The sequence below is a fragment of the Micromonospora sp. NPDC047670 genome (genome assembly GCF_043204915.1).
Classification (GTDB): domain Bacteria; phylum Actinomycetota; class Actinomycetes; order Mycobacteriales; family Micromonosporaceae; genus Micromonospora.
This window is the reverse complement of record NZ_JBIDDA010000001.1, coordinates 264900-291131: the sequence shown is the minus strand read 5'-3', so window position 1 is coordinate 291131 and position 26232 is coordinate 264900. Positions and strand designations below refer to the sequence as shown.

Below are 26232 nucleotides of genomic sequence, written 5' to 3'. Positions count from 1 at the left end.
CGCACCGGTGCGGCGGCCGGGCACGGCCGACTCCCTGGCCGCCGCACCGGTACCGCAGAGGTCGCCAAAGCCCTGAGACACCGCGGAGTTCGCCCTTGACGGATACGGCTGTCGACCGTGACGACGCGTTCCGCAACTACGTCGCGGCCCGCGCAGAAGCGGTACGCTTCACCGCCTATTTGATGTGCGGCGACTGGCATGAGGCGGAGGATCTGGCACAAAGTTCCTTCATCAAGCTCTACCTGGCATGGGACCGCATCGACCACAGCGAGTCGATCGACGGGTACGTCCAACGCATCGTCACCCGGACCTTCCTCAACGGACGTCGGCAACTGTGGCGGCGCCGCGAGCGGCTGACGAACGCGCCTCCGGAGACTCTGGCAGCTATGGCACCTGGCCCAGAGCAGCGGATGCTGCTCTGGGCAGCGCTGGCGAAGGTGCCACCGCGGCAGCGAGCCACCCTCGTGCTGCGCTACTGGGAGGACCTGAGCGTGGAGGAGACCGCCCGGATACTTGACTGCTCCGTCGGCAACGTCAAGAGCCAGTGCGCGCGCGGCCTGCGCACGCTGCGGGAGCTCTTGGAGGCGGAGGGTGTCGTGAGGACGACCAGCCCCACGGCAGGAGGTGTCAGACCGTGAACGAGGACGAGCTTCAGGTGGCGTTCGCCCGACTGCGCGACGAGCACGCGCCGCCGCTGCGGCTGACACCCGACGCCGTGCTGTCCGCCGGGCAGCAGGCCCGACGCCGCCGCCGCGCGATGACGGCCGGCATCGTGGTAGCTACCGCGGCCGCAGTCGCGACGCCGGTCCTGCTGAGCATCTCGCTCGGCGCCGGTGACCGGTCGACACCCGCCCCACCCGGCGCCCCACCCACCGTGGTGGATACGGTGCGGCCCCCGCAGCCGAAGATGCCCACCGGCGGGCCGATCCACACTCAGGCGCCGCCAGCGCCGCCGATGACGCAAGCCCCTCCATCACCAGACTCGACCGCCGGGTCTCCTCGGTCCTCTGAAGGATCCCAGCGGCGCTGACGCACCCCGGGTCGTCCCGCACACCTCGTCGCCCGGCGCACCCCGGGTCGTCCCGCGCCCCGCCGCCCGCGAACCGGGCCGGCGAGCCCGGGGGTCAGCCCGGCTGGGCGGCGTCGGCCGGGGCGTCGACCTGGCGGTGCAGGTAGTCCCGGATCAGCGCCTTCGCCTCGGCCAGCACCCGGTCGTCGCCCTCGGGCTGCCGACGGAACGCCAACTTGATCAGCGCGTCGGCCGTCTCCACGGCGATCTCCAGGTGGAACCGCAGGGCGGGGACGTCGGTGAGGCCGAAGCGCTCGGTGAGCACCCGGGCCAACTGGTCCGCGATCACCCCGTTGTTGTCCCGCTGCTCATCGAGCAGGTGCAGGTCGACCACGTCGCCGAAGTGCAGGGTACGAAATCCCGGAACGGTGCGGTGCATCGTAATGTATTCGTCGATGCCCGCGTCGACCCCGTCCCACCAGTGGGTCAGGTCGTCGGAGGCGAACCGCTCGTCGAGCCGCTGGAGGTAGGACTCCATCGTGCGCAGGGTGAGCGCCTGCACGATCGCCCGCTTGTCCGGGAAGAACTGGTAGACCGACCCGATCGCCACCTCGGCACGCTCGGCGAGCAGGGTCGTGGTCAGCCCCTCGTACCCCACCTCGTCGACGAGTTCGGCGCAGGCGTCCAGCATCCGCTGGACCCGCGCGACACTTCGACCCTGCACCGGTACGCGGCGCAGCGGCCCGGCTGTGGCGGCTGGTGTGGACACTCGGCGCCACCCCCCTTCGACGGATGAACATATCTGCACGTCACGTGTTCGTGACTACCGGTACAACGAGCAAACCTCGATTGCGGTATTTACCTGCTACAACGTTCCTGATATGAAGTCAGTTCATATTCATGTCGAGGAGTGTGCATGGTCGGCACCGCACCGTCCACCGCCGCCACCTGGTCCAACTGGGCCGGCAACCAACGCGCCACCGCCACGGCCATCCTGCGCCCCACCTCCCTCGCCGACGTCACCGAGGCCGTACGCACCGCCACTGCGGCCGGTGACCGGATCCGGGTGGTGGGCAGCGGCCACTCCTTCACCGGCGTCGCGGTCACCGACGGACGGCGGATGGAACTGACCGATCTGGACACCGGCGTACGCGTCGACGTCGATCATCGACTGGTCACCGTACCGGCCGGGATCACCCTGCGCGCGCTGAACGACCTGCTCGCCGCGCACGGGCTGGCGCTGCCCAACCTGGGCGACATCGACGCGCAGACCATCGCCGGCGCGATCTCCACCGGCACCCACGGCACCGGCGCCGCGTACGGCTGTCTCTCGACGTTCGTCGAGGCGCTCACCCTCGTCACCGGCACCGGCGAGGTGCTGCGCTGCTCCGCCGACGAGCACCCCGACGTGTTCGCCGCCGCCCGGGTCTCCCTGGGCGCCGTCGGCGTGCTGGTCGAGGTCACCCTGCGCTGCGTGGACGCCTTCGTGCTGCACGCCCACGAGCGGCCGGCGCCGCTGGGCGCGGTGCTGGCCGACGTGCCGGCGCTGGTCGAGGGGCACGACCACGCCGAGTTCTACTGGTTCCCCTACACCGACCGGGTGCAGGTCAAGACCAACGACCGGGTGCCCGCCGACGACCGGCCGCTGCCCCGGTGGCGCGGCTGGCTGGACGACGAATTCCTGTCGAACACCGTCTTCGAGGGCGCCTGCCGGCTCGGCCGCGCCGTGCCGGCGCTCGCGCCGGGGATCAGCGCGCTCTCCGCCCGGGCCCTCACCGAACGCCGCTACACCGGCCGCTCGGACCGGGTGTTCTGCACCCCGCGCCGGGTCCGCTTCGTGGAGATGGAGTACGGGCTGCCGCGCGAGGCGCTCGGCGAGGCGCTCGGCGCGCTCCGGCGGATCGTGGACGGCCTGCCCTTCAAGGTGCTCTTCCCGGTGGAGGTGCGGTTCACCGCCGCCGACGACATCTGGCTCTCGCACGGGTACGGGCGCGAGTCGGCGTACGTGGCGATCCACCAGTACGTCGGCATGCCCCACGAGCCGTACTTCCGGGCGTTCGAGCAGGTCGCCGAGGGCCTCGGGGGCCGCCCGCACTGGGGCAAGCTGCACTGGCGCGACGCCGCGTCGCTGGCCCCCGCGTACCCCCGCTTCCCCGACTTCCTGGCGGTCCGCGACCGCCTCGACCCCGACCGCCTCTTCGCCAACCCCCACCTCACCCGGCTCCTCGGCTGAGGCACCCACCCAGGCGGATCTTGGTGCGAACCGGCCCCTGCGAGGGCTCGTTCGAGTGACGACGCCGACGAGTTGACCTGGTTGCTGTTCCGGAAGGCGTGATCAGCCTCGACCAGGCCCGGCGCCACCTGTCACCGAAGGCGGTCCGGCACCGGGTCGCCACCCACCGCTGGCGCCAGGCGCACCGTGCCGTCTTCGTCGCCCACAACGGTCCGGTCGGTCCCGCCCAGCACCATTGGATCGCGGTGCTCGCCGCCGGACCGGGCCGCGCTGCTCGGCGGGCTCACGGCTATGCAGGCCTGGGGTTTGCGCGGTCACGACAGCCGGATCGTGGACGTGCTCCTGCCGGCCGCGCACCAGGCCCGCGCCCTGCCGCCCGGCGTACGCCGGCATCGGACCACTCTGCTCGGCGAGGAGGACGTGCTGCCCGTCGGGCAGCCGCCTCGCACCATGCCGGCCCGGTCGCTGGTGGACGCGGCGCAGTGGGCGGCGACCGACCAGGAGGCGCGGGCGATCATCGCCGCCGGCTTCCAGCAGCGCCTCGTCGGCGGCGACGACCTGCACCGGGTCCTGGACCGGATGCCCCGGGCACGGCGCCGGGACCTGATCCGGCAGACAGCCGCGGATGCCGCGGGCGGCGCGCACTCCCTGGCCGAACTCGACTTCCTCGGGCTGGTCCGGCGCGCGGGGCTGCCCGAGCCGACCCGGCAGGCCGTACGCCGCGACGCCGCCGGCCGCCGCCGGTACATCGACGTCTGGTTCGGACGGTGGCGGGTGCACGTGGAGGTCGACGGCGGGCAGCACCTCGACCCCAGCACCGCCTGGGCTGACATGCGTCGGCAAAACGACCTGTGGATCGACGGCGACCGGGTGCTCCGCTTCCCCGCCTGGGCGGTACGCCAGGATCCGCAAGCGGTCATCGACCAGCTCCGCACCGCCCTGCGAGCGGCCGGTTGGCCCGGCTGACGTGGCACCTGCCCGAGATCTTGGTACGTACCGGCCCCTCCAGCGGCACGTACGTACCAAGATCCTTCCGTCGCGCGAACAACGGTCGCGGGATCAGTCGGCGGTGGTGGTGGCCTTGCGGGGGGCCGCCTTCTTGGCCGGGGCCTTCTTCGCCGTGGTGGCCTTGGCCGTCGTGGTCTTCTTGGCGGCCGTGGACTTGGTCGCCGCGGCCGTCTTCTTCGTCGCCGTCGCCTTCGTCGCCGTGGCCTTCTTGGCGGGCGCCTTCTTCGCGGCGGCCTTCTTCTTCGGCGCCGGCCCCTTCGCCCGCTTCTCGGCGAGCATCTCGGAGGCCTCCTCGATGCTCAGCGCCTCCGGGGTCTGGCCGCGCCGCAGCGACGCGTTGGTCTCCCCGTCCGTGACGTACGGGCCGAACCGGCCGTCCTTGATGACCAGCGGCTTCTCGGTCAGCGGGTCGACGCCCATCTCCCGCAGCGGCGGCGCGGCGGCCTTGCGCTGGCGCGTCTTCGGGGCCGCCAGCAGGGCCAGCGCCTCGTCCAGCGTGACGGTGAACATCTTCTCTTCGGAGTCCAGCGAGCGGAACTCGTCGCCGCGCTTGACGTACGGACCGTAGCGGCCGTTGTTCGCGAACACCTCGACGCCGTCCGGCGCCACGCCGACCAGCCGGGGCAGGCTGAGCAGCTTCAGCGCCTCGTCGAAGGTGAGCGAGTCCGGCGACTGCGAGCGCAGCAGCGACGACTTGCGCTCGCCGCTGGCCACGTACGGGCCGAAGCGGCCCGACTTGAGCAGGATCGGCTCGCCGGTGGCGGGGTCGTCGCCGAGCTTGCGCTCGCCCCCGCCGCCGAGGAACAGCTCGTGCACCTTCTCCGGGGTCAGCTCGTCCGGCGCCAGCCCCTCGGGGATCGGCGCCCGGTCGCCCTGACCGCCGCCCTCCTCGCCCTCGGCGGTGGGCGCCTGCTGCTCACCCGGCACCGCCCGCTGGAGGTACGGCCCGTAGCGGCCCACCCGCACGACGACCTCGCGGCCCTCGTCGTCGGTGAACAGCGGGATCGAGTTCACGCTGCGCGCGTCGATGTCGCTGAGGTTCTCGGTGACCAGCTTCTTCAGCCCGCCGGAGCGGGCGATGTCCCGGTCGCCGGCGCCGTTGGCGCTGCCGAAGTAGAACGCGGTGAGGAAGTCGACGGCGGCGTGGTCACCGCCGGCGATCTCGTCCAGCTCGTTCTCCATGCTGGCGGTGAAGTCGTAGTCGATAAGGCGCGGGTAGTGCCGCTCCATCAGCCCGATCACGGCGAAGGCGAGGAAGGTCGGGATCATCGCCTGGCCACGCTTGGTCACGTAGCCGCGGTCCTGGATCGTCTGCATGATCGACGCGTACGTCGACGGACGGCCGATGCCCAGCTCTTCGAGGGCCTTGACCAGCGACGCCTCCGTGTAGCGCGACGGCGGCTGGGTGTGGTGGCCCTGCGCGGCCAGCTCGTCGGCGGTGAGGGGCTGGTCCTTGACCAGGGTGGGCAGCCGGCGCTCGGCGTCCTCGGCCTCGGCGTTCTCGTCGTCGCTCGACTCCACGTACGCCCGCAGGAAGCCCGGGTCGGTGATCGTCTTGCCGGTCGCGCCGAAGTCGGCCTCCTCCTGCGCGGCGGAGACCGCGCGGATGCGCACCGAGACGCTGGAACCGACCGCGTCGGTCATCTGCGAGGCGATGGTGCGCCGCCAGATCAGCTCGTAGAGCTTGAACTCCTCGGCCGACAGCTCCTTGGCCACGTCGCCCGGCGTGCGGAAGTTGTCCCCCGCGGGGCGGATCGCCTCGTGCGCCTCCTGCGCGTTCTTCACCTTGCCGGTGTAGCGGCGCGGCTCCGGCGGCACGCTGCGCTCGCCGTAGAGCTCGACGATCTGCCGGCGGGCCGCCGCGATGGCGGTCTCCGACAGGTTCACCGAGTCCGTACGCATGTAGGTGATGTAGCCGTTCTCGTAGAGTCGCTGCGCGGTGCGCATCGTCTGCTGCGACGAGAACCGCAGCTTGCGGGCCGCCTCCTGCTGGAGCGTGGAGGTGATGAACGGCGCGTACGGCCGGCGGCGGTAGGGCTTCTCCTCGACCCGGGTGACGGTGAACGGCCGCCCCTCCAGGCGGGCCGCGAGACCCCGGGCGCCCCCCTCGTCGAGGTGCACCACGCCGGCGCCGGGCTTCACCCGCCCGGTGGTCGGCTCGAAGTCCTTGCCGGTGGCGATCCGGTCGCCGTTCAGCGCGACCAGGGTGGCGTTGAAGCTCCGCGGCCCCTCGCCGGCGTTCGCCACGGCCAGGGTGGCCAGGATGTCCCAGTATTCCGCCGTGCGGAAGGCCATCCGCTGCCGCTCGCGCTCCACCACGATCCGGGTCGCCACGGACTGCACCCGGCCCGCCGAGAGCTTCGGCATGACCTTCTTCCACAGCACCGGGGAGACCTCGTAGCCGTAGAGCCGGTCGAGGATGCGGCGGGCCTCCTGGGCGTCGACCAGGTCCCGGTCGATCTCGCGCGGGTTGGCCACCGCGGCCTGGATCGCCGGCTTGGTGATCTCGTGGAAGACCATCCGCTTGACCGGCACCTTGGGCTTGAGCGTCTCCACCAGGTGCCAGGCGATCGCCTCGCCCTCGCGGTCCTCGTCCGTCGCCAGGAAGATCTCGTCGACCTCCTTGGCCAGCTTCACCAGCTTGCTGATCTGCTGCTTGCGGTCGGCGGAGACCACGTAGAGGGCGTGGAAGCCGTTGTCGACGTCCACCCCGAGCCGGGCCCACGGCTCGCCCTTGTACTTCGCCGGCACGTCGGCGGCGTTGCGCGGGAGGTCCCGGACGTGGCCGAAGCTGGCCTCCACGACGTACCCCGGGCCGAGGTAGCCCGAGATCGTCTTGGCCTTCGCCGGTGACTCGACGATGACCAGACGGGTGGTTCCAGCGTTGCTCGGCACGTCTCTCCCCGACCTCACTCCTGCTCGTAGCCGCCGCGGCGCCCGGTTCGGGCCCTTTTCGGCCCGCCGGCCCCCGGCGGTCCGGATGTCCAACGTAACGCGCCGCCCGCGTTTCGGGTTTCGCGGGCGGCAAACCGCCCCCGGCGGGGCAGCACCTTCTCTCCGGCAGCGCTGGCGGTGCCGGACGGCGCCACCGTACACCGTGCGTGTGCCGCCAGGCGTGGCACTGTGACGATGGCGGACCCTCGGTTGAGCCGACACCCGGCCGTTTTCCTGCGAATTTCCGCGTCCGGCTGTCCCGGATCGGACACCCTGCGCCGGCGGGGCGGGTCAGGCGCGACCGGGCCAGGCCGCCGGCGGGGCGGCGGGCGGCGGGTCACCGACCAGCTCGGCCAGGCGGGCGAGCCGGCGGCGGCCGGTGATCCGGTACGCCGGGCCGCCCTCCGCCGGCCCGAGGAGCGCACCGGAGAGGCCGACCGCGGCGAGCGCCCCGCCGACCGGTTCCCAGCACTCCTCGTCCACCGCGCCGAGCCGGAGCAGGAAGCCGGGCGGCTCGGCGGCCCCCGCCGCGGCCAGCCAGAGTCGCAGCCGCCGGCCGTTCAGGTGGAACCCGGCGGGCGGGCGCTTGGCGGAGCCGCGCAGCCAGGCCGCCGCGAGCGGCTTCAGCGTGCGGGCGTACGAGGTGCGCACCGCGTGTCGCCCGTCGGCGGTCGCCTCCCAGGTGGCCGCCACCCCGCGCAGCGCCAGCTCGGCGACGAGCACGTGCACGCGCCAGGCGGCGTCCACCACCACCGAGAGGCGGGCCGTGCCGCCCATCCGTACCACCTCGCCCGGGCCGGCGAGCAGCCCGGCGAGGTCGGCGAGGGAGGGGTCCGCCGCGTCGGCGGCGAAGAAGGGCAGCTGCCGCGCGGAGTCGTCGGGGTCGGCCGGCGGGGACGGGGCGACCCGGCGGGGCGTGGGCGCCACCCGGTCCGGCTCGGGTGCCGGGAAGAGCGCGGGCGGCGTCAGCCCGTCGGCCGGCTCACCGGTCCCGCTCAGCGACACTCCGGCACCTCGTCGAAGGCCCGTTTCAACTCCTCCGAGTTGAGCCGGCTGGTGTCGAGCGCGCTGGCGTCGTACTCCTTGTTCAGGGTCTCCACCGCGGCCCGGACGCCGTCGTAGAAGGCGGCGGGCTGGCCGGTGCTCAGCCCGTCGATGGTGTCCCGGGCCCTGCCGTACGCGTCGCGCATCTTCGCCAGGGAGGACCGGAAGCCCTCGGAGACCTCCGCGCCGTGCTCGGTCTCCGGGATGCCGGCCTGCTCGACCTTGCGCCGGGCGGTCTCGCTGGCCTGCTCCGCCCCGCCGAAGAGCCGCACCAGGTTCTCCTTCGCCTGCGCCGGGGTGGTCTGGGCGGTCATCTGCTGGTCGGTGCTGCTGGTCAGCTTGCTGATCTCGGCCCGCCAGGGCGTGAGCGCCGAACAGACCGACGCCGCCCACGCCTGCGGGCTGGGACCGCCGCCGCAGCCGGCGGCCACGAGGACGAGCGTGGCCAGGACCACCGTGAGCTTTCCGGCGGCTGTCGCCCGGCACGTGCGCATGCGAAGCAGCGTACGGCCTCTGTCGAGCCGGGGCACCGGTCAGGTTTGCCGGGCGGCACGGACGGTCCCCGACCGACCACGCGGGCCGACCGGGGACCGGATGCCGTACGGATCAGGCGTTCACCGTCTCCGGCCGCTGGTCCGCGCTGCCCGCGCCGGTGCCGCTGCCCGAGTCGGACATCGCCACACCCTTGCGCTTGCTGAACACCACCGCCGCGACGATGATCAGCGTCGCCACCACGGCGATCCCCACCCGCAGGGCCGTGTTCCGCTCGTCGCCCACGCTCCAGGCCACCACGGCCGGCGCGATCAGCAGCGAGACCAGGTTCATCACCTTGATCAGCGGGTTGATCGCCGGGCCGGCGGTGTCCTTGAACGGGTCGCCGACGGTGTCGCCGATGACCGTCGCGGCGTGCGCCTCGGAGCCCTTGCCGCCGTACGCGCCGTCCTCGACGAGCTTCTTGGCGTTGTCCCAGGCGCCGCCGGAGTTGGCCAGGAAGACCGCCATCAGCGTGCCGGCCCCGATCGCGCCGGCCAGGTACGCCGCGAGCGCGCCGGGCCCGAGGCCGAAGCCGACCGCGATCGGCGCGAGGATGGCGAGCAGGCCGGGGGTCATCAGCTCGCGCTGCGCGTCCCGGGTGCAGATGTCGACGACCTTGCCGTACTCGGGGCGCTGGGTGCGGTCCATGATCCCGGGCAGCTCGCGGAACTGCCGGCGGACCTCCATCACGACCGCGCCGGCCGAGCGGGAGACCGCGTTGATGGCCAGCCCGGAGAAGAGGAAGACCACCGCCGCGCCGATGATCAGACCGACCAGGTTGCGCGGGTTCGCCACGTTCAGCGAGTTGAGGATCTCGGCGCCGACGTCGCCCACCCCGGCGTCCGAGTACGCGGTGCGCAGGGTGTCGGTGTAGGAGCCGAAGAGCGCGGTCGCGGCGAGCACCGCCGTGGCGATCGCGATGCCCTTGGTGATCGCCTTGGTGGTGTTGCCGACGGCGTCCAGCTCGGTCAGCGTCCGCGCGCCGTGCTCGTCGATGTCGCCGGACATCTCCGCCACGCCCTGGGCGTTGTCGGAGATCGGGCCGAACGTGTCCATCGCGACGATCACGCCGACGGTGGTGAGCAGGCCGGTGCCGGCCAGCGCCACGGCGAACAGCGAGAGCGTGATGGAGCTGCCGCCGAGCAGGAACGCGCCGAACACGCCGGCGCCGATCAGCAGTGCCGAGTAGACCGCCGACTCCAGGCCGACGCTGATGCCGGCGAGGATGACGGTGGCGGGGCCGGTCTGCGAGCTCTTGCCGATGTCCTGCACCGGGCGCCGGTTCGTCTCGGTGAAGTAGCCGGTCAGCGCCTGGATCGCGGCGGCCAGGACGATGCCGATGACGACCGCGCCGATCGCGACCACCCGCGGGTTCTCGTCGACGTCGGTCAGCCCGCCCTCCAGCTCGCCGAAGGTGGCCGGCAGGTACGCGTACGTGGCGATCGCGACCAGCACCGCGGAGAGCAGCGCGGAGATGTAGAAGGCCCGGTTGATGGCGGTCAGGCCGCTGCGGTCGGAGGCGCGCAGCCGGGTGATGAAGACGCCGATGATCGCGACGAGCACGCCGATGGTGGAGATGATCAGCGGGAAGACCAGGCCCTGCTCGCCGAAGGCGGCGCGGCCGAGGATCAGCGCGGCGACCAGGGTCACGGCGTACGACTCGAAGAGGTCGGCGGCCATGCCGGCGCAGTCGCCGACGTTGTCGCCCACGTTGTCGGCGATGGTGGCGGCGTTGCGCGGGTCGTCCTCGGGGATGCCCTGCTCGACCTTGCCGACCAGGTCGGCACCGACGTCGGCGGCCTTGGTGAAGATGCCGCCGCCGACCCGCATGAACATGGCGAGCAGCGCGGCGCCGAAGCCGAAGCCCTCCAGCACGGTCGGCGCGTCGGCCCGGAAGAACAGCACGACCAGCGCCGCGCCGAAGAGGCCGAGGCCGACAGTGAGGAAGCCGACCACGCCGCCGGTACGGAAGGCGATCTTCATGGCGGCCTCGCGGCCGCCCTGCCGCTCGCGGGCGGCGGCGGCGACCCGCAGGTTGGCGCGGGTGGCCAGCCACATGCCGGCGCCGCCGATGAACGCGCTGAACAGCGCGCCGATGACGAAGAAGGCGGACCGGCCGATCTTCACCGCCGTCTCGTTGCCGTCGGTGTCGTGCACCGGCAGCAGGAAGAGCAGCACCACGGCGACGACGACGAAGATCGCCAGGGTACGGAACTGCCGGAGCAGGTAGGCCGAGGCGCCCTCCTGGACCGCGCCGGAGATCTCCTGCATGTTGGTGGTGCCCTTGCCGGCTGCCAGTACGGCCTTCGTCAGTGCGGCGGCGAAGGCGAGCGCCACCAGCGCGATCACCGCGGCGATGACGACGTACGTGACGTTGTTTCCGGTGAGGGAGATCCCGCCGCCCTCGGCGGCCAAGGTGTCGGACATCTGTGTCCTCCTGTACCGAACGCTCGCGCCGGCCGGTGGAGACGCACCGACCCGGCGCCTGGATGCGGATTTCGCAAGCGCGCGCCAACCCACCCCGGCGGACCAGCGATGAACACCGTTCCCGCTGGTTGCGGGATGCGATCACTTGCTGACAACCCGCGTACTGTAGCCCTCCCCAGTGTCGGAGGTCACACCGAGGGGGCACCGTGTCCCGATGATCTTCGTCGCTGTGTTATGAGCAAAAATCTGATATAGGGGTCCGTCCATGACAAGGAGGCCGCGTCCCCTGTTGGGACGCGGCCTGACGGCGTGCGACGCCCTCACGGGAGGGCGGATGGCGAATCGGTTCGGCCCCGCACGGGGTTGTGGCGGACGCGGTCTCAGCGGCCGACGGGCCAGACCATCCGCACCTCGGTGCCGATGCCCTCGTCGACCGGGCGGACCTGGAGGTCCTCCACGAAACCGGCGAGCAGCGCGAACCCGACGCCGGTGGTGAGGTCGTCCTCGTTGAGCGACTCGTTGGCGAGCTGGTCGGCGTCCAGCGCGGCCAGCCCGAGGCCGGCCTCGATCGGCGCACGGTCGACGACCCGCACCGCGTACGCCCCGGCGTCGGACATCTCCACGAGCACCGGGTCGGACACGCCGTACTGCCGGTGCAGGGCGACCGCGCGCGTGCACGCCTCACCGATGGCCAGCCGCACCTCGTCGAGCAGGTCCTCGCGGACCCCGGCCCGCCGGGCGACCGCCACGCCGACCAGGCGCGCGGTGCGCACGTGCACCGGAGCCGGCGAGAAGGAGAGCCGGACCGTGGCCATCACGCGCCAGCGCCGGCCGGGCCCGCGCCGATCGCCGCGTCGACCGTGGGGTGCAGCGGGAAGACCTGGTCGAGCGCGGTGATCCGGAAGATCTTGAGCAGCGGCTCCTTGTCGCAGACCAGGGCGAACGAACCGCCGGCCGAGCGCAGCCGCTTGAGCGCGCCCACCAGCACGCCCAGGCCGGTGGAGTCGAGGAAGTCCACCCGACCGAGGTCGACCACGACGTGGCGGGCCCCGCCGTCGATCAGTTCGAGGAGCCGTTCCCGCAGCCGGGGGGCGGTGTAGACGTCCACCTCACCGCCGACCTCGAGCACCGTGTGCTCGCCCACGGTGCGGGTCGCCAGCGACAGCTCCATCGGTCCTCCCTCGCAAGAGCCGTAAACTCTCCTGGGCATCTAACCATCCCGCCGGTTACCGGCTCTGCTCACCGGCGAAGGCATCCCTTTACCCCGGGCCCCGGCTTTTCATCTCCGAACACCAGTGCGAGAGTGCAGGACGTGACCTCCGACGACTTCAGTTCGGCGCGTCTGGCGCCGCGCCGCGACCTGAAGCCGTCGTCCGACGACTCCGGTTCGGCGCACCCCACGCCGCGCCACGACCCGAAGCCGTCGTCCGCGGCCACCGTATCCGCGGGCGCCGGCCCCGGTCGATCCCCGGCCGACCTGCTGGGCCGGCTGCGCGCCCGCAGCGGCGCCGATCCGGTCACCCACGTCGAACGGGTGCCGGCCCGCGCCGGTGAGCCCGCCCCGTGGCCGTACTGGACGCCGGACGAGCTGCGCGCGGCATTCGCCCGGCGCGGCGTGGTCGCGCCCTGGCGGCACCAGGCCGAGGCCGCCACCCTGGCGCACGACGGCCGGCACGTGGTGGTGGCCACGGGCACCGCGTCCGGCAAGTCCCTGGCCTACCAGCTCCCGGCGCTGGCCACCCTGCTCGCCGATCCCCGGGCCACCGTGCTCTACCTGGCGCCGACGAAGGCGCTCGCCGCCGACCAGTTGCGCGCCGTCGCCGCGCTGGAGCTGGAGGGGGTACGCCCCGCCTGCTACGACGGGGACACCCCGCGCGCCGAACGCGAGTGGATCCGGCGGCACTCCCGGTTCGTGCTGACCAACCCGGACATGCTGCACCACGGCATCCTGCCCGGGCACGCCCAGTGGTCGGGGTTCCTGCGCCGGCTCGCGTACGTGGTGATCGACGAGTGCCACACCTACCGCGGGGTCTTCGGCTCGCACGTCGCGCACGTGCTGCGCCGGCTGCGGCGGCAGTGCGCCCGGTTCGGGCGTACCCCCGTGTTCGTGCTGGCCTCGGCCACGTCGGGCGACCCGGCGGCGGCGGCCGGGCGGCTCACCGGGCTGCCGGTGGCCGCCGTCACCGAGGACACCTCGCCGCGCGGCGGGGTGACCTTCGCGCTCTGGGAGCCGCCGCTGCTGCCGCCGGACTCCGCCGCGGACCCGGCCGCGGACCTCACCCAGGTCCGCCGGTCCGCGCTGCGGGAGACGGCCGACCTGCTCGCCGACACGGTCGCCGAGGGGGTACGCACGCTGGCGTTCGTGCGGTCCCGGCGCGGCGCGGAGGTGGTCGCGGCGAACGCCCGCCGCGCCCTCGACGAGGCGGTGCCCGGCCTCGGCGACCGGGTGGCCGCCTACCGGGCCGGCTACCTGCGCGAGGAGCGGCGCGAGTTGGAGCGGGCGCTGCTGCACGGCGACCTGCTCGGGCTGGCCTCGACCAACGCGCTGGAGCTGGGCGTCGACCTGATCGGGCTCGACGCGGTGCTGATCTGCGGCTACCCGGGCACCCGCGCCTCGCTCTGGCAGCAGGCCGGCCGGGCAGGGCGTTCCGGGCAGGAGGCGCTCGCCGTGCTGGTCGCCCGGGACGACCCGCTCGACACCTATCTCGTGCACCACCCCGAGGCGCTGTTCGGGCGGCCGGTGGAGGCGACCGTGCTCGACCCGGCCAACCCGTACGTGCTGGCCCCGCAGCTCGCCTGCGCGGCGGTCGAGGCGCCGCTGACCCCGGCCGACCTGGAACTCTTCGGCGACGGGGCCAAGGAGGCGGTGGACCAGCTCGTGGCGGCGGGGGCGCTGCGGCAGCGGCCGACCGGCTGGTACTGGCGGCACCGGGAGCGGCCTGAGGTCGACCTGCGGGGCGAGGGTGGCGCGCCCGTGTGCGTGGTGGAGGCGGCGACCGGGCGGTTGCTCGGCACCGTCGACGGCGGCTCGTCGCACTTCCTGCTCCACCCCGGCGCGGTCTACCTGCACCAGGGCGTCTCGTACGTGGTCGACTCCCTCGACCTGGCCGACGGGTGCGCGCTGGTGCACCCCGAGGAGCCGGACTGGTCGACCCACGCCCGCGACGTGACCTCGCTGTCGGTGGTGTCGGTCCGCTCGTACGTGGACGCCGGGCCGGTCGGCCTCTTCCTCGGCGAGGTCGACGTGACCAGCCAGGTGGTGTCGTACCAGCGGCGGCGGATCGCCACCGGCGAGGTCATCGACACCCGCCCGCTGGACCTGCCGGCCCGGGAGCTGCGCACGGTGGCGGTCTGGTTCACCCTGTCGCCGCAGTCCCTGACGGCCGCCGGCGTGGAACCGGCCGACGTGCCGGGCGCGCTGCACGCCGCCGAGCACGCCGCGATCGGGCTGCTGCCGCTCACCGCCACCTGCGACCGCTGGGACATCGGCGGGCTCTCCACGGCGGCGCACCCGGACACCGAGGCGCCGACGGTCTTCGTCTACGACGGGCACCCGGGCGGGGCGGGCTTCGCGGAGCGCGCGTACGGGACGGCGGCGGCCTGGCTGCGGGCCACCCGGGCCGCGATCGCCGAGTGCGGCTGCGAGGCGGGCTGCCCGTCCTGCGTGCAGTCCCCGAAGTGCGGCAACGGCAACAATCCGCTGTCCAAGCCGGACGCCGTCAAGGTGCTGGACGTGGTGCTGGCCAACCTGCCCGACGGCATACCGGCGCCCCGCCCGGCAGCGGATGCTGCTACCGCCGTCCCGGGCGGCGCCGTCCGGGACTGAGAGCCTGTCGCACGGTTGCTGCCGATCCGGCGGTGCGGCGACCCGTGGCGGCGCTGACGGCACGCACCGCCGCCCTGCCCTGCGGCGACCCGTGGTGGCGCTGGCGGCCCGCGCCGCCGCCCTGCCGTGCTGCGGCTCGCGGTGCCGCTGACGGCCGCCGCCCTGCGGTGCTGCGGCTCGCGGTGGCGCTGGCGGCCCGCGCCGCCGCCCTGCCGTGCTGCGGCTCGCGGTGCCGCTGACGTCCGCCGCGCTGGGGTGCTGCGGCTCGCGGTGGCGCTGGCGGCTCGCGCCACTGCCGCCCTGGCGCGCTGGGCTCGTGGCGGTGCGGTCCGGCGTGGGGTTGCGGCCGGATGGCGGGTCCCGCGCGGCGGGAAGCAGGCATAGAACCACCGGCGGTGGGGCAAGGAAGCTGTGGGAGCGCTTCCATCGGTGCTCGCGGATCCCCTAGCCGTTCGTCCCGCCGAAGGAGGAGTCGTGGCCGACACCATCGCCGAGACCGTCGACCTGCTCTACACGATCGACCAGGAGAAGCTCACCCCCGACCAGCAGATCGCCCTCGGCACCGCGCTCGCCACCCTGGCGCAGGCGGAACGGCTGGAGCAGATCAACGAACGACTGCGCAGCATCCACCAGGTTCTCAACGCCTGGGCGCTCAAGGCGACCGTCGACGGCGGTCGGTGAGGTGGTGCGTGCCGGTGGCGGCCGGCGGTGGCGTGTCTTCGTCGGCTGCGCAGGGGCGCGGCGCGCCGGCGCCGGGCTGCGCGCGACCTGTGGGCGGACGGAACGGTTGAGCCTGTGCGACACTCCGGCGCACCCCCTCGAAGGAGATCCCATGCAGCCCGACACCTTGCAGGCCCAGCAGCAGTTCCATATCCGGCAGCGGCTCCGGATGATGGTCAACCAGTACGAGGTCCACGCCGTCGCACCGGACGGCTCCGAAGGTGGGCTGCTGGCGTTCGCCCAGCAGAAGCGGCTGGCCTTCAAGGAGCAGGTGACGATCTACACCGACGACTCGAAGCAGCAGCCGCTGCTCGGCTTCAAGGCACGCCAGCGCCTCGACATCGGCGCCACGTACGACGTGACCGACCACGCCGGCAACCCGATCGGCCAGTTCCGCAAGGACTTCGCCCAGTCGCTGCTCCGGTCCACGTGGCACGTCGAGCAGGCCGGGCTGCCGCAGATCACGGGTCAGGAGCGCAGCCTCCCGGTGGCGCTGCTGCGGCGGTTCGTCGACTCGCTGTCCTGGTTGCCGTACCACTTCGACTTCGTCGCCGACGGTCAGCCCGTCTTCTCCGTGATCAAGCAGTGGGGCCTGCGCGACCGGTACGTCGTCCAGGTGCAGCACCCGCAGATCGACCGCCGACTGGTGATCGCGATGGCCGTCGCCCTCGACGCCCTCCAGGCGCGCTGACCGCCCGGGCCGGGGGCCGTCCCGTCACCCCGGCCCGGTTCCCCGCCGGTCCGGCCCGCAACTGACCGCGCCACCAGTCAGCCCCGCACCGGGCCGGCCCGGGCGGTAGCGGTCGCGACCCGGGACAGGCCGGGCAGCGGGGTGACGGCCACCTCCGCGGTCACCAGGACGTCAAGGCCGTCGAGCCGACAGGCGAGCGTCGACCCGCCGTTGGCGGCGGCGATCTCGGCGGCCCGGCCGCAGGCCGCCGGCTCGCCCTGGAGGGCCTGCCCGGCGCCGGCGAGCGCGCCGAGGTCCGCCGCGACCCGGGCCTGCTGCCGGGCGGTCCGGGCGGCACCGACGGCCGCCCCGAACAGGCCGACCACGACGAATACCAGCCCGACGGCGAGCAGGCAGACCGTCGCCCCGCCACGCTCCCCGCCGGTTCCCCGCCGGCACGGCGCTGACGGCGCCGCCCCCCGGCCGCCCGGTCCGATCATCGTGGTTGGGGCGCCGCGACGCCGGGCTCCACGGCCGCGACGGCGGTGGCGGTCACGGTGATCCTGGGCAGCCGCGTGCCGAGCGCGCGTACGGGCACCTGCACGGTGGCCGTGACCCGCTGGCCGTCGACCGTGACCGTGACCTCGGCGCCCGCCGGGGCCGCCCGGCTGGCGGCGGCCGCGCCGTCCTCGCCCCGGGCGGCGGCCAGCGCCGCCTCCCGGGCCGCGTGCAGGCAACCCGCCCTCGAGCCGACGGCGTTCACCGCGGTCAGCCCGGCGAGCAGGAGCAGCAGGAGCGCCGGCAGGCCGGCCGCCAGTTCGGCGGTGAAGGAACCCCGGTCGCGGCCGGCCGGCCGGCGCCGGTTCACTTGAGCGCCCGGTCGATGACGGCGGTCAACGCGGACTGCACGTTGCCGGAGGTCAGCACCTTCAGCAGGATCCCGGCGAAGGCGACGGCGGCGAGGGTGCCGACGGCGTACTCCGCCGTGTTCATTCCGGCGTCCCCGCGCAGGCGGGCGAGAAGTTTGCGCACTGGTTGTCCTTTCTCGAGGTGGATCAGAGCACGTCGCCGAGGACGGCGACGACCACCGGCACCAGGCCGGCGAGAATGAAGGCCGGCAGGAAGCAGAGCCCCAGCGGCAGCACGATGAACACGCCGGCCCGGCGGGCGGCCGCCTCGGCGGCCGTGGACCGGTCGGCACGCAGGTCGTCGGCGAGCCGGGTCAGCGCGCCGGCCAGCGCCGCGCCGCTGTTCGAGGAGCGGAGGACGGCCGCCGTGAGTCGCTCGGCGCCCGGCACGGACGCGAGCGGTTCCCACGCCTCCTCGGGTCCACCGCCGAGCCGCAGCAACCGGCCGACCCGGGCGAGCCGCTCGGCGAGCGGCCCGTCGAGCGCCTCCGCCACGGCCAGGACGGATCTGTCCACCGGCGCTCCCGCCCGCATCGTCGCTGCCAGCAGGTCGGCGGCGAGCGGCAGGTCGGCGCTCTCCCGCAGCCGCCGCCTGCGTACGGCCGGCGGCTCGATCCGGCGCAGCAGCCGGTCGAGCAGCAGCGCCGCCGGCACGGCTGCCAGCAGCCCGGGCCAGCCGCCGGGGACGACGGCCACGGCCAGGCCGCCCAGCCCGGCGGCGAGCCGGATCGCATCCGGCCGTCGCCAGGACCGCGCCCTCTCCGGCGCCTCGCCACCGAGCCCGGAACCGGCCGGTCGGCGGGCCGAGCCGGCCGGGCTCACGCCGGGCGGCGCCCCGCCCAGCGCACGCAGTCGCCGCAGGGGCCGCCGGCCGGCGAAGAACGCCACGGCGAGCAGGGCCACCGCCGCCAGGCAACCCGCGACCGGCACCGCCGGGGACATCAGCTCGCCCGCCCCGGTGTCGCGCTCAGCCGCTCGGCCCAGAACAGTCCGGCGATCTGGAGAGCGACGGCCACGACCGCACACGCACCGCCGACCGGGGTGTGCAACAGCACCGCCACGGGGTCGACACCGATGCCGTAGCCGAGCCCGATCCCGCCGACCGGCAGAGCGGCGAGCAGCAACGCGGTGGCCCGCGCCCCGGCCGCCTGGGCGTCCGCCGCGGCCAGTCCCCGGTCGGTCGAGCGGGCGTCCGCCTCGATGCGCTCCAGCAACTCGGCCAACGGCGCGCCCGTCCGGTCGGCGAGGCGTACGGCAGCGCGGGCGAGCCGCTCCAGCCGGTCCGGGCCGATCCGCCCGTCGCCGGCCGCCGCGTCCCGGTCGGTCCCGGCGAGAGGTCCGGGTCGCCCGAGGTGAGCCGCTCGGCGACGACCGGCACCGGCAGGCCGGCCCGGAGATCGGCGGCGAGCCCGCAGAGCTGATCCAGTTGGTGGCGCCGGACCCGGTCCGCCCGCCGGCCCGCCTGCCGACGGAGCAGCGCGCGGACGGCCAGCGTGCCGTAGCCGCCGAGGGCCACCGCCGCGACCGGGCCGGCCACCAGCAGGCCGGCCGTGGCAGCGGCGAGCCCCGTCAGCAGCAGGGTGCGCCTCGGCGATCTTGTCAGTGCCCCGGACCAGTTCCGCCGCCCGCCGCCCGCCGGGCCGGCTCCCGGCACGTCGGGCCGGCGGGACGACGCCGCCGTCGGGGCCGGCGTGCCGGCCGGCCGCCGAGCATCCAGGCGGGCGGGTGGTCGGGCCGGACCCGGCGGCCGGGACGGGCCGGGGCGGCCACCGGCGGGCCAGGACCAGGACGCCCGGCCCGCCACGTCCCGCACCGGCCACGGCGCCCCACCGCCCGCTCCGCGCCCGCTCGCGGACGCTTCGCGGACCGGGGCGGCCCGCACGACGGCCGGCAGGCCCGCGGGCGTGACCGCCTCGAACACGTCACCCGGTTCGGGCTGCCGCCCGGTCGACGCCGGCGCGGCCGCCGGGCCGGGAAGCGTCCCGGCGGGGCGGTCCGCAGCGGTGGGACGGGCCTCCGGGGTGGCCGCTACCAGGGGCGGCCGGCTGGTCCCCGGGCCGGACGCCTGACGCAGCTCGGCTATCCAGTCGACGAGCGGGTCCTCCGCCCCCGCCGGCGCGTTCCGGTGCGCCTCCCCGGCGGGGGCGCGCCGCCGGCCCCGAGCGCCCAGCAGATTGACCACGACAATCGCCGACACGATCGCCAGCAGCGCCACCAGCGCGTACGGGGCGCTCACTTCGGCCCCGCCGATCCGGGCCAGGGCTCGCACAGGACCGGCGGCACCGGCACGCCGCGCTCCCGTAGCAACGTGGCGAGCTCGCGGGCGGCGGGACCGAGGCCGCGCCCGCGTACCCAGGCGGGAACGGCGGCGACGAGGCGGTCCGGCCCCTCGGGCAGGAGCAGACACAGCGACTCCAGCACCCGCCCCTGTTCGCCCCGGCGCACCTGGAGCACCACCTGGAGCGCGGCGGCCAGCTGGGCGTGAAGCGCGGGACGGGGCAGCCCGCCGAGCATCCCGAGCGCCTCCAGCCGGGCCGGCACGTCCGACGGGGCGTTGGCGTGCAGGGTCCCGGCGCCGCCGTCGTGCCCCGTGTTCAGGGCGGCGAGCAGGTCGACCACCTCCCCGCCCCGGCACTCGCCGACCACCAGCCGGTCGGGCCGCATCCGCAGCGCCTGCCGGACCAGGTCGGTCAGCCCGACCGCGCCGGAGCCCTCCACGTTGGCCGTCCTGGCCTGCAACCCGACGACGTGCGGGTGTCGCGGGTGCAACTCGGCCGCGTCCTCCACCAGCACGATCCGCTCGGTCGACGGCACCAGCCCGAGCAGCGTGTTGAGCAGCGTCGTCTTGCCCGAACCGGTGCCGCCGGTCACCAGGTACGCCAACCGGGCCGCCACCACGGCGGAGAGCACCGGCGCCACCGGTCGGGGCACCGTCCCCTGGCGTACCAGCTCGTCGAGGGTGAACGGCCGCTGCCGGAACGTCCGCAGGGACAGGTAGGGCCCGTCGGTCGCCACCGGCGGCAGCACGGCGTGCAGCCGGGTGCCGTCGGGCAGCCGGGCGTCCGCGTACGGGGAGCCGTCGTCGAGTCGCCGGCCGGCGCTGGCGGTGAGGCGCTGGGCGAGCCGGCGCACGTCGTCCACCGTGCCGACCGGCACGGCGACCTGCTGCAGGCCCTGTCCCCGGTCCACCCAGACGCGTACGCCGTTGACCAGCACGTCGGTGACCTCCGGGTCGGCCAGCAGCGGGGCGAGCGGACCGGCTCCCACCAGGTCGTCGCGCACCCGGTCGGCCATCCGCAACAGGGCGGTGTCGCCGAGCACGGCGGCGGTGGGTTCCGCGCGTACGGCGGAGACGATCGCGGCCGGGGTGACCGGGGTGGCCGCCGCCGCGATCCGCTGTCGCACCCGGGACGCGAGCGTGTCGCCCTCGGCCGGCCCGGTCATGCCGCACCCGCCGCGGGCGTGCCGGTCAGCTCGGCGACGATGCGCTGGCAGAGGGCCGCCAGCGGCCCTCTGCCGTGGGCGGCCGGCGCCTCGCCCCGTTCCAGCCCACGGGCCAACGCCGGCTCCGGGCGCAGCGTTCCGGCGAGCGGCAGCCCGAGCGCGCGGGCCACCTCGGCCGCCCCGAGCCGGCCGGGCGCCGGGCCGCGAACGATCACCGACATCGCGGCGCAGTGCGGTGCGGCGGCCGCCACCACCCGGGCGGCCGCGGCGGTGGCCCGCAGTTCGGCCGGCACGACGACGAACACCTGGTCGGCCGCCTGGAGGGCGGTGACGGCCGCGTCGTCCAACTGCCGGGGCAGGTCGACCACCACGAAGTCCCGGCCCCGCCGGGCAGCGTCGACCGTGGCCGCCATCGCCTGGGCGGGCAGGGCGAGCAGGTCGCCCCGGTCCCAGGAGAGCACCACCAGGTCGCCCCGACTCGGCAGGGCTCGCACCAGCGCCGGCGCGTCCACCCGGCCGTCGGCGTCGGTCAGCGCCGGCCAGCGCAGCCCCTCCAGCTGCTCCCAGCCGAGCACGAGGTCGAGCCCACCGCCGAGCGGGTCGGCGTCGACGAGCAGGGTGCGCAGCCGGGCACGGGCGGCGGTGACCGCGAGACCGCCGGCCAGGATGCTCGCCCCCGCGCCGCCCCGCCCGCCCAGCACGGCCGTGATCCGGGCCCCGCCCCGGTCGGCGCCGTCCGGCCCGCACTCGGCGAACCGGTCGACCAGCCACGGCTCGGCGGCCGGCAGGACGGCCACGTGCTCGGCGCCGACCAGCTCGGCGACCTGGAAACCGGGATCGGACTGCCCGGACCGGCCCACCAGCACCAACCGTGGCCGCTGCGGCAGCCGCGCCCGCAGGCACGGCTGGGCCTGGTCGGCGCCGACCAGCACCAGCGGGGCGGGCAGCCAGCGGGTCCGGGCCGCCGCCGGATCGGCGGCGAGTTCCACCTCGACACCGCCGGCCGCGGCGAGCCGGAGCAGGTCGTCGAGCAGGTCGCCGTCCGAGGTGACGAGCAGCGGCAGGCGCCGGTGCGGCGGGACGGAGGTACGGGGTGGCATCGCGGCCTCCAGCGGTCGGGCTCCGGGGTTGCTGACCGAGACCCTGCTCCCGATCCGTCACCGGTCGCCGCCCCGCGACGGCCGCCTGTGGACAACGCCGCCACCTGTGGACAACGCCCACCGGGTGAGTCGATCTGCTATGGCCGTCGGCTCGTCGCCCCTGGCCGCGGGGATGCTGTCGCTCCTCCCCTGGCCTGCTCGATGACGAGGAGGGCCACCCTCCCGCTCCACGCCGTGACCGCCGTCCCGGGTCAGCCGCACCCGCCGCACGCCGTACGGATCGATAGTCTGCGTTGCATGCACCGCAGCCGCGTGTACGCCATCCTGATCGACGCCCCTGCGCCGGAGGCCGCTCGGGCGGCGGCCTTCTGGTCGGCCGCCCTCGGCGTCCCCGCCGAGCCCGTCGCCCGGTATCCGCAGTTCATCGACCTGCACGACGCCCTGCCCGGGCTGGTCACCGCCGTGCAGGCGGTCGACGACGCGCCCCGCTTCCACCTCGATTTCGAGACCGACGACGTCGACGCGGAGACCGCCCGACTGCTCGCCCTCGGTGCCACCCAGGTCGCGCGGTGGCAGGAGTGCCGTGTGCTGCGCGTGCCCGGGGGGCACCTGGTCTGCGTCCTGCCGGTGGAGAGCCCGCCGGAGGTCTTCGACGCCCAGGCCAGGACCTGGCCGTGACGGGCGTGCGCCGGCGCGGTCAGCCAGCCGGCCGGATCACCCGGCTCGCCGCACCGGCGGGCGCGTGAGCCCGCGCCGGCGGGTGACACGCCGGCCGGTCAGTCGACTACCAGCTCGACGGCGGCGATCTGGTCGGGATCGGCGACCACCTCGACGCCGATGATCCGGTCGGTGACCACGAAGCTGATCACGATGCGGGTACGGCCGTCGATCACCACGGCGGCGCCCGGCGCACCGTCGACGAACGCCGGCACGGCGGCCTGGGCCCGGCCGGAAAAGAAGCCGGCCACGGCGGACGAGCCCCGCGCCTCGCCGGCCCCGCCCATCCTGACGGCCGTGGCGTCGGAGCGTAGGACGACGTGCGGGTCGAGCAGGGTGAGCAGATCGTCGAAGCGCCCCTCCCGCGAGGCGGCGAGGAATGCCTCGACGACGCCGCGTTGCCGGGCCCGGTCCGTCTCCGGCGTCGGTGGTCCGCTCTGCACCCGACGGCGGGCCCGGCTGGCGATCTGCCGTACGGCGGCCGGGCTGCGGTCGACGACGGGCGCCAGCTCGTCGAAGGAGACCGCGAACATGTCGTGCAGCACGAAGACCAGCCGCTCGGTGGGGCCGAGGGTCCGCAGCACCACGTCCAGCGCCCGTCCGACCGAGTCGGTGAGCAGCGCCTCCCGCTCCGGATCGACTTCGCCGGCCCCGGAGGTGGTCGGCTCGTCCTCGGTCACGTCGGCGGGCCGTTCGTGCCGGGCGGCGCTGGAACCGAGCCGGTCGAGGCAGACCCGGCCGACGGTGGTGGTGAGCCAGCCCGGCAGGTTGTCGATGCCGTCGACGTCGGCGCGGCTGAGCCGCAGCCAGGTGTCCTGGACCGCGTCGTCGGCCTCGGCCACGGAACCGAGCATCCGCCGGGCCACGGTCCGCAGGCGCGGACGCTGCTCCTCGAAACGCCGGGCCAGCACGTCTGAGTCGCTCATGGCACCGCAATTCTCGCCGACATCCGCCACCCCGTGACCGCCGTCACAACTGTCACGCCGCCTGTCCCGCTGTCGACAACGAGGTGACGGACGAAAACGCGACGGCGAGAAACGCCGGCCAGCGTAACAGGGAGGACAGGACAAGATGACCATGCAGGCCCGCATGCAGAACCCCGCGATGGTGCTCCCCGACGCAATGAAGGCGATCAACCTGCTCTACAAGGCAGCGCACTCCGCCGGCGTCCCCACCAGCACGCTGGAGCTGGTCCACCTGCGGGCCAGCCAGATCAACGGGTGCAGCGCCTGCGTCGACTCCGGCGCGCGCAGCGCCCGCAAGGCAGGAGAGACCGACGAACGGCTCTTCGCGGTGGCCGCCTGGCGGGAAACGCCGTACTTCACCGACGCGGAGCGGGCCGCGCTCGCGCTCGCCGAGGCCGCGACCCGCCTCGCCGACCGGGCCGACGCGGTGCCCGACGAGATCTGGGACGAGGCCGCCCGGCACTTCGACGAGAAGGAACTGGCCACGGTGGTGCTCTGGATCGCCACCACCAACTTCTTCAACCGGCTGAACGCCACGACCCGCCAGCCCGCACCGCAGGTCTGGGGCTGAGCGGAGCACCGACAGCGGCGGGCACCCGTACCGCCCGACGGTGTCGGCCGGCCGGGTTCCGCCCGATGCCGGCGAGTCGTTCCTGACTGCTCGGCCTGGTCGCCTTCCGGTGGCGACCAGGCCGAGCCCAACCGCCAGGGAGCGGTCGATGCCACGACGTCCCAGCCGCGAACGATCTCGGCGCCGTTTTGGACTGTACGTTTCAGAATCTGCTACGATGCCGACATGGGGCGACCGAAGACGTTCGACGAAGACCGGGTGCTCGATGCGGCCATGCGCGCGTTCTGGACCGCGGGCTACGAGGCGACCTCGACGGACGACCTGTGCGAAGCGACCGGGTTGGGCCGCAGCAGCATCTACAACACCTTCAAGAGCAAGCATGACCTGTTCGAGAAGTCGCTGCTCCGCTACATGACGCAGCGGACCGCCGCCGCCGTCGAGTTGCTGGAGAGCGCCATGCCGGTCCGGGAGAAGATTCGGGCCCTCCTGTGGCAGGCCGCCGACACCGAGACCGGAGACCCGACCGGCTGCCTGGTGGTCAACTCCATGATCGAGCTGGCACCGCGCGACGCGGAGATCGCCACTCGGCTGGAACGCGACCAGGACCAGCGCCTGACGGCGCTGCGCCTGGCGATCGAGGCAGGCCAACGGCAGCAGGAGATCGACGCGGAGAAGGATCCGGCCACCCTCGCCCAATTCGTCGTCGCCACGATCAGTGGCATGCGCGTCCTCGCCCGCGGCGGCGCCGACCGGGCCACGTTGCGGGCGGTCGCGAACACCGCACTCGACGCGATCTGACCCTGGCGGCGGACGAGCGCCCTTTTTCATGTGCCAATTTTGGACCATTCAGTTCACAACAAGGAGGTAGTCGATGCCGGCAGCCATCTACATCCTGGGCCTGGCGATATTCGCCCAGGGCACGTCGGAGCTCATGCTCGCCGGTCTGCTGCCCGAGATGGCCGCCGACCTGGGCGTGTCGATCCCGCACACCGGGCTGCTGATCTCCGCATTCGCCGTCGGCATGCTGGTGGGCGCCCCGATTCTCGCGGTGGCGACCCTGCGTTGGTCGCGGCGTACCGCGCTGCTGACCTTTCTCGCGATATTCGCCGCCGCACACGTCGCGGGCGCGCTGACGCCGAACTATGCGGTGCTGCTCACCACCCGGATCGTGGGCGCATTCGTGTACGCCGGCTTCTGGGCGGTCGCCGCCGTCACCGCCGTCGGCCTCGTCGGGCCGACCGCCCGCGGCAAGGCGATGGGAGTCGTGGCCGGCGGCCTCACCGTCGCCACCGTCGTCGGCCTCCCCGCCGGCACGGTCATCGGTCAACATTTCGGCTGGCGGGCTGCCTTCTGGGCGGTGGCGGCGCTCTCCGCCCTCGCGGCGGTCGGGGTGATCGCCACCATCCCCGGTGGACGACCGCACCCGCAGCGCGCCTCCCGGCTCCAGGACGAGTTCCGCGCGCTGGCCAACCCGCAGGTCTGGCTGCTGTACGCCACGACCGCCCTCGCCACGACCGCCCTGATCGTCTCGTTCAGCTACCTGGCCCCGATGCTGACCGAGACGACCGGCCTGTCGCCGGCCTGGGTTCCCGCGGTGCTGGCCCTCTACGGGATCGGCGCTTTCGCCGGCATCACCATCGGCAGCCGGACCGCCGACGCGCACCCCTTCCGCACCCTCCGGGTCGGAGTCCTGGGGCTCGTCGTCGTCTCGACGGTGCTCGCCCTGGCCGCCGACGTGCCCGCGTTGGCCGTACCAGCAATTCTCCTGCTCGGCGCGTTCGGGTTCGCCACCAATCCCGTCCTGAACAGTCGCGCGTTCGCGCTCGCGCCCGAGGCGCCCACGCTCGCCGCCGCGACGAACGTCTCCGCCTTCAACGTCGGGATCACGGCGGGGCCGTGGCTCGGCGGCCTGGCCATCGACGCCGGTTTCGACTATCCCGTGATCGCCTGGATCGGCGCGGCGCTCGGAGTCGTCACGCTCGGCGTGGTGGCGTTGTCCGCCGGCCCGCAAAGCCCCCGGTCCAGGGCCGCGAGGAGCGCCAAGGCCAGTGACCCGGCGGTGCTCCCGGACGGCCCCGCCCCCGTCGGAGCCGCCTGCGACTGAATCGGGAACGCCGGCAGG

Annotated in this window: 26 protein-coding genes; 11 read left to right on the top strand and 15 right to left on the bottom strand. The window is 74.2% G+C overall.

Annotated features, from left to right (window positions below; translation table 11 throughout):
• The first annotated feature begins 95 nt into the window (after nucleotides 1–95).
• Nucleotides 96–638, top strand: coding sequence for a SigE family RNA polymerase sigma factor (locus ACGF7U_RS01390; protein ID WP_393102096.1), 543 nt, complete (start codon nucleotides 96–98; stop codon nucleotides 636–638).
• On the top strand, nucleotides 635–1030 hold the full coding sequence (locus ACGF7U_RS01385; RefSeq protein ID WP_393102095.1) for a hypothetical protein: 396 nt from the start codon (nucleotides 635–637) through the stop codon (nucleotides 1028–1030). Before ACGF7U_RS01390 ends, ACGF7U_RS01385 begins: the two co-directional genes overlap by 4 nt.
• A gap of 94 nt (nucleotides 1031–1124) precedes the next feature.
• Here ACGF7U_RS01385 and ACGF7U_RS01380 read toward each other — a convergent pair whose 3' ends face one another.
• A complete protein-coding gene (locus ACGF7U_RS01380; RefSeq protein WP_393102895.1) occupies nucleotides 1125–1700 on the bottom strand; it encodes a TetR family transcriptional regulator in 576 nt (191 codons plus the stop codon).
• Between the two features lie 225 nt (nucleotides 1701–1925).
• Here ACGF7U_RS01380 and ACGF7U_RS01375 point away from each other — a divergent pair, with 225 nt between their 5' ends.
• Together ACGF7U_RS01375 and ACGF7U_RS01370 are read left to right on the top strand one after the other, a co-directional pair.
• Entirely contained in the window at nucleotides 1926–3242 is a 1317-nt protein-coding gene (locus ACGF7U_RS01375; RefSeq protein WP_393102094.1) for a D-arabinono-1,4-lactone oxidase, read from the top strand.
• A 291-nt stretch (nucleotides 3243–3533) separates the two neighbouring features.
• Nucleotides 3534–4208, top strand: coding sequence for a DUF559 domain-containing protein (locus ACGF7U_RS01370; RefSeq protein WP_393102093.1), 675 nt, complete (start codon nucleotides 3534–3536; stop codon nucleotides 4206–4208).
• A 93-nt stretch (nucleotides 4209–4301) separates the two neighbouring features.
• On the opposite strand, the gene topA is transcribed toward ACGF7U_RS01370, so the two are convergent.
• The 6 genes from topA to ACGF7U_RS01340 all read right to left on the bottom strand — a co-directional run bounded on the left by topA (nucleotide 4302) and on the right by ACGF7U_RS01340 (nucleotide 12360).
• The gene (gene topA / locus ACGF7U_RS01365) at nucleotides 4302–7145 is read right to left on the bottom strand and encodes a type I DNA topoisomerase (protein ID WP_393102092.1); all 2844 of its coding nucleotides are present in this window, start codon (nucleotides 7143–7145) and stop codon (nucleotides 4302–4304) included.
• A 330-nt stretch (nucleotides 7146–7475) separates the two neighbouring features.
• Complete coding sequence (locus tag ACGF7U_RS01360; protein WP_393102091.1) at nucleotides 7476–8189, bottom strand: hypothetical protein; 714 nt, start codon at nucleotides 8187–8189, stop codon at nucleotides 7476–7478.
• Entirely contained in the window at nucleotides 8180–8722 is a 543-nt protein-coding gene (locus tag ACGF7U_RS01355; RefSeq protein ID WP_393102090.1) for a hypothetical protein, read from the bottom strand. Before ACGF7U_RS01355 ends, ACGF7U_RS01360 begins: the two co-directional genes overlap by 10 nt.
• 112 nt (nucleotides 8723–8834) lie before the next feature.
• Nucleotides 8835–11189 carry a sodium-translocating pyrophosphatase gene (locus tag ACGF7U_RS01350; RefSeq protein ID WP_393102089.1) on the bottom strand — a complete coding sequence of 785 codons (2355 nt, stop codon included), beginning with the start codon at nucleotides 11187–11189 and terminating at the stop codon, nucleotides 8835–8837.
• Between the two features lie 380 nt (nucleotides 11190–11569).
• Nucleotides 11570–12004 carry an ATP-binding protein gene (locus tag ACGF7U_RS01345; RefSeq protein ID WP_393102088.1) on the bottom strand — a complete coding sequence of 145 codons (435 nt, stop codon included), beginning with the start codon at nucleotides 12002–12004 and terminating at the stop codon, nucleotides 11570–11572.
• Nucleotides 12004–12360: an STAS domain-containing protein gene (locus tag ACGF7U_RS01340; RefSeq protein ID WP_091099109.1), complete on the bottom strand. Its 357-nt coding sequence runs from the start codon at nucleotides 12358–12360 to the stop codon at nucleotides 12004–12006. Before ACGF7U_RS01340 ends, ACGF7U_RS01345 begins: the two co-directional genes overlap by 1 nt.
• Nucleotides 12361–12549: 189 nt before the next feature.
• Here ACGF7U_RS01340 and ACGF7U_RS01335 point away from each other — a divergent pair, with 189 nt between their 5' ends.
• The 3 genes from ACGF7U_RS01335 (at nucleotide 12550) to ACGF7U_RS01325 (ending at nucleotide 16426) form a co-directional block, all read left to right on the top strand.
• Entirely contained in the window at nucleotides 12550–15015 is a 2466-nt protein-coding gene (locus ACGF7U_RS01335; protein ID WP_393102893.1) for a DEAD/DEAH box helicase, read from the top strand.
• A 474-nt stretch (nucleotides 15016–15489) separates the two neighbouring features.
• Nucleotides 15490–15696, top strand: a complete 207-nt coding sequence (locus ACGF7U_RS01330; protein WP_393102087.1) for a hypothetical protein — start codon at nucleotides 15490–15492, stop codon at nucleotides 15694–15696.
• A 151-nt stretch (nucleotides 15697–15847) separates the two neighbouring features.
• Nucleotides 15848–16426, top strand: coding sequence for a hypothetical protein (locus ACGF7U_RS01325; RefSeq protein ID WP_393102086.1), 579 nt, complete (start codon nucleotides 15848–15850; stop codon nucleotides 16424–16426).
• A 77-nt stretch (nucleotides 16427–16503) separates the two neighbouring features.
• On the opposite strand, the gene ACGF7U_RS01320 is transcribed toward ACGF7U_RS01325, so the two are convergent.
• From ACGF7U_RS01320 to ssd, 7 genes are all read right to left on the bottom strand, one after another.
• The gene (locus ACGF7U_RS01320; protein ID WP_393102085.1) at nucleotides 16504–16905 is read right to left on the bottom strand and encodes an Rv3654c family TadE-like protein; all 402 of its coding nucleotides are present in this window, start codon (nucleotides 16903–16905) and stop codon (nucleotides 16504–16506) included.
• Nucleotides 16902–17273, bottom strand: coding sequence for a TadE family type IV pilus minor pilin (locus tag ACGF7U_RS01315; protein ID WP_393102084.1), 372 nt, complete (start codon nucleotides 17271–17273; stop codon nucleotides 16902–16904). Before ACGF7U_RS01315 ends, ACGF7U_RS01320 begins: the two co-directional genes overlap by 4 nt.
• Nucleotides 17270–17398, bottom strand: coding sequence for a DUF4244 domain-containing protein (locus ACGF7U_RS01310; RefSeq protein ID WP_208418639.1), 129 nt, complete (start codon nucleotides 17396–17398; stop codon nucleotides 17270–17272). The genes ACGF7U_RS01315 and ACGF7U_RS01310 overlap by 4 nt, the downstream gene beginning before the upstream one ends.
• Before the next feature lie 62 nt (nucleotides 17399–17460).
• A complete protein-coding gene (locus ACGF7U_RS01305; protein ID WP_393102083.1) occupies nucleotides 17461–18255 on the bottom strand; it encodes a type II secretion system F family protein in 795 nt (264 codons plus the stop codon).
• A complete protein-coding gene (locus tag ACGF7U_RS01300; protein WP_393102082.1) occupies nucleotides 18255–18536 on the bottom strand; it encodes a hypothetical protein in 282 nt (93 codons plus the stop codon). Before ACGF7U_RS01300 ends, ACGF7U_RS01305 begins: the two co-directional genes overlap by 1 nt.
• Before the next feature lie 1009 nt (nucleotides 18537–19545).
• On the bottom strand, nucleotides 19546–20757 hold the full coding sequence (locus tag ACGF7U_RS01295; protein ID WP_393102081.1) for a TadA family conjugal transfer-associated ATPase: 1212 nt from the start codon (nucleotides 20755–20757) through the stop codon (nucleotides 19546–19548).
• Nucleotides 20754–21857: a septum site-determining protein Ssd gene (gene ssd, locus ACGF7U_RS01290; RefSeq protein ID WP_393102080.1), complete on the bottom strand. Its 1104-nt coding sequence runs from the start codon at nucleotides 21855–21857 to the stop codon at nucleotides 20754–20756. The genes ACGF7U_RS01295 and ssd overlap by 4 nt, the downstream gene beginning before the upstream one ends.
• Nucleotides 21858–22154: 297 nt before the next feature.
• Here ssd and ACGF7U_RS01285 point away from each other — a divergent pair, with 297 nt between their 5' ends.
• Entirely contained in the window at nucleotides 22155–22535 is a 381-nt protein-coding gene (locus ACGF7U_RS01285; RefSeq protein WP_393102079.1) for a VOC family protein, read from the top strand.
• A gap of 98 nt (nucleotides 22536–22633) precedes the next feature.
• Here ACGF7U_RS01285 and ACGF7U_RS01280 read toward each other — a convergent pair whose 3' ends face one another.
• Nucleotides 22634–23500, bottom strand: coding sequence for a sigma-70 family RNA polymerase sigma factor (locus ACGF7U_RS01280; protein WP_393102078.1), 867 nt, complete (start codon nucleotides 23498–23500; stop codon nucleotides 22634–22636).
• 151 nt (nucleotides 23501–23651) lie between these two features.
• On the opposite strand from ACGF7U_RS01280, the gene ACGF7U_RS01275 reads away from it, so the two are divergent.
• The 3 genes from ACGF7U_RS01275 (at nucleotide 23652) to ACGF7U_RS01265 (ending at nucleotide 26214) form a co-directional block, all read left to right on the top strand.
• Entirely contained in the window at nucleotides 23652–24110 is a 459-nt protein-coding gene (locus ACGF7U_RS01275) for a carboxymuconolactone decarboxylase family protein (protein ID WP_393102891.1), read from the top strand.
• Between the two features lie 225 nt (nucleotides 24111–24335).
• On the top strand, nucleotides 24336–24908 hold the full coding sequence (locus ACGF7U_RS01270; RefSeq protein ID WP_393102077.1) for a TetR/AcrR family transcriptional regulator: 573 nt from the start codon (nucleotides 24336–24338) through the stop codon (nucleotides 24906–24908).
• Nucleotides 24909–24981: 73 nt separating this feature from the next.
• On the top strand, nucleotides 24982–26214 hold the full coding sequence (locus ACGF7U_RS01265) for a Cmx/CmrA family chloramphenicol efflux MFS transporter (RefSeq protein ID WP_393102076.1): 1233 nt from the start codon (nucleotides 24982–24984) through the stop codon (nucleotides 26212–26214).
• Nucleotides 26215–26232 lie beyond the last annotated feature (18 nt).

Coding starts and splice junctions, on each gene's coding strand:
- ACGF7U_RS01380 (WP_393102895.1), bottom strand. CDS start 1,700: ATGCTGGACGCCTGCGCCGAACTCGTCGACGAGGTGGGGTACGAGGGG.
- ACGF7U_RS01375 (WP_393102094.1), top strand. CDS start 1,926: ATGGTCGGCACCGCACCGTCCACCGCCGCCACCTGGTCCAACTGGGCC.
- ACGF7U_RS01370 (WP_393102093.1), top strand. CDS start 3,534: ATGCAGGCCTGGGGTTTGCGCGGTCACGACAGCCGGATCGTGGACGTG.
- ACGF7U_RS01355 (WP_393102090.1), bottom strand. CDS start 8,722: ATGCGCACGTGCCGGGCGACAGCCGCCGGAAAGCTCACGGTGGTCCTG.
- ACGF7U_RS01350 (WP_393102089.1), bottom strand. CDS start 11,189: ATGTCCGACACCTTGGCCGCCGAGGGCGGCGGGATCTCCCTCACCGGA.
- ACGF7U_RS01345 (WP_393102088.1), bottom strand. CDS start 12,004: ATGGCCACGGTCCGGCTCTCCTTCTCGCCGGCTCCGGTGCACGTGCGC.
- ACGF7U_RS01340 (WP_091099109.1), bottom strand. CDS start 12,360: ATGGAGCTGTCGCTGGCGACCCGCACCGTGGGCGAGCACACGGTGCTC.
- ACGF7U_RS01325 (WP_393102086.1), top strand. CDS start 15,848: ATGCAGCCCGACACCTTGCAGGCCCAGCAGCAGTTCCATATCCGGCAG.
- ACGF7U_RS01320 (WP_393102085.1), bottom strand. CDS start 16,905: ATGATCGGACCGGGCGGCCGGGGGGCGGCGCCGTCAGCGCCGTGCCGG.
- ACGF7U_RS01310 (WP_208418639.1), bottom strand. CDS start 17,398: ATGAACACGGCGGAGTACGCCGTCGGCACCCTCGCCGCCGTCGCCTTC.
- ACGF7U_RS01305 (WP_393102083.1), bottom strand. CDS start 18,255: ATGTCCCCGGCGGTGCCGGTCGCGGGTTGCCTGGCGGCGGTGGCCCTG.
- ACGF7U_RS01295 (WP_393102081.1), bottom strand. CDS start 20,757: ATGACCGGGCCGGCCGAGGGCGACACGCTCGCGTCCCGGGTGCGACAG.
- ssd (WP_393102080.1), bottom strand. CDS start 21,857: ATGCCACCCCGTACCTCCGTCCCGCCGCACCGGCGCCTGCCGCTGCTC.
- ACGF7U_RS01285 (WP_393102079.1), top strand. CDS start 22,155: ATGCACCGCAGCCGCGTGTACGCCATCCTGATCGACGCCCCTGCGCCG.
- ACGF7U_RS01280 (WP_393102078.1), bottom strand. CDS start 23,500: ATGAGCGACTCAGACGTGCTGGCCCGGCGTTTCGAGGAGCAGCGTCCG.
- ACGF7U_RS01275 (WP_393102891.1), top strand. CDS start 23,652: ATGCAGGCCCGCATGCAGAACCCCGCGATGGTGCTCCCCGACGCAATG.
- ACGF7U_RS01270 (WP_393102077.1), top strand. CDS start 24,336: ATGGGGCGACCGAAGACGTTCGACGAAGACCGGGTGCTCGATGCGGCC.
- ACGF7U_RS01265 (WP_393102076.1), top strand. CDS start 24,982: ATGCCGGCAGCCATCTACATCCTGGGCCTGGCGATATTCGCCCAGGGC.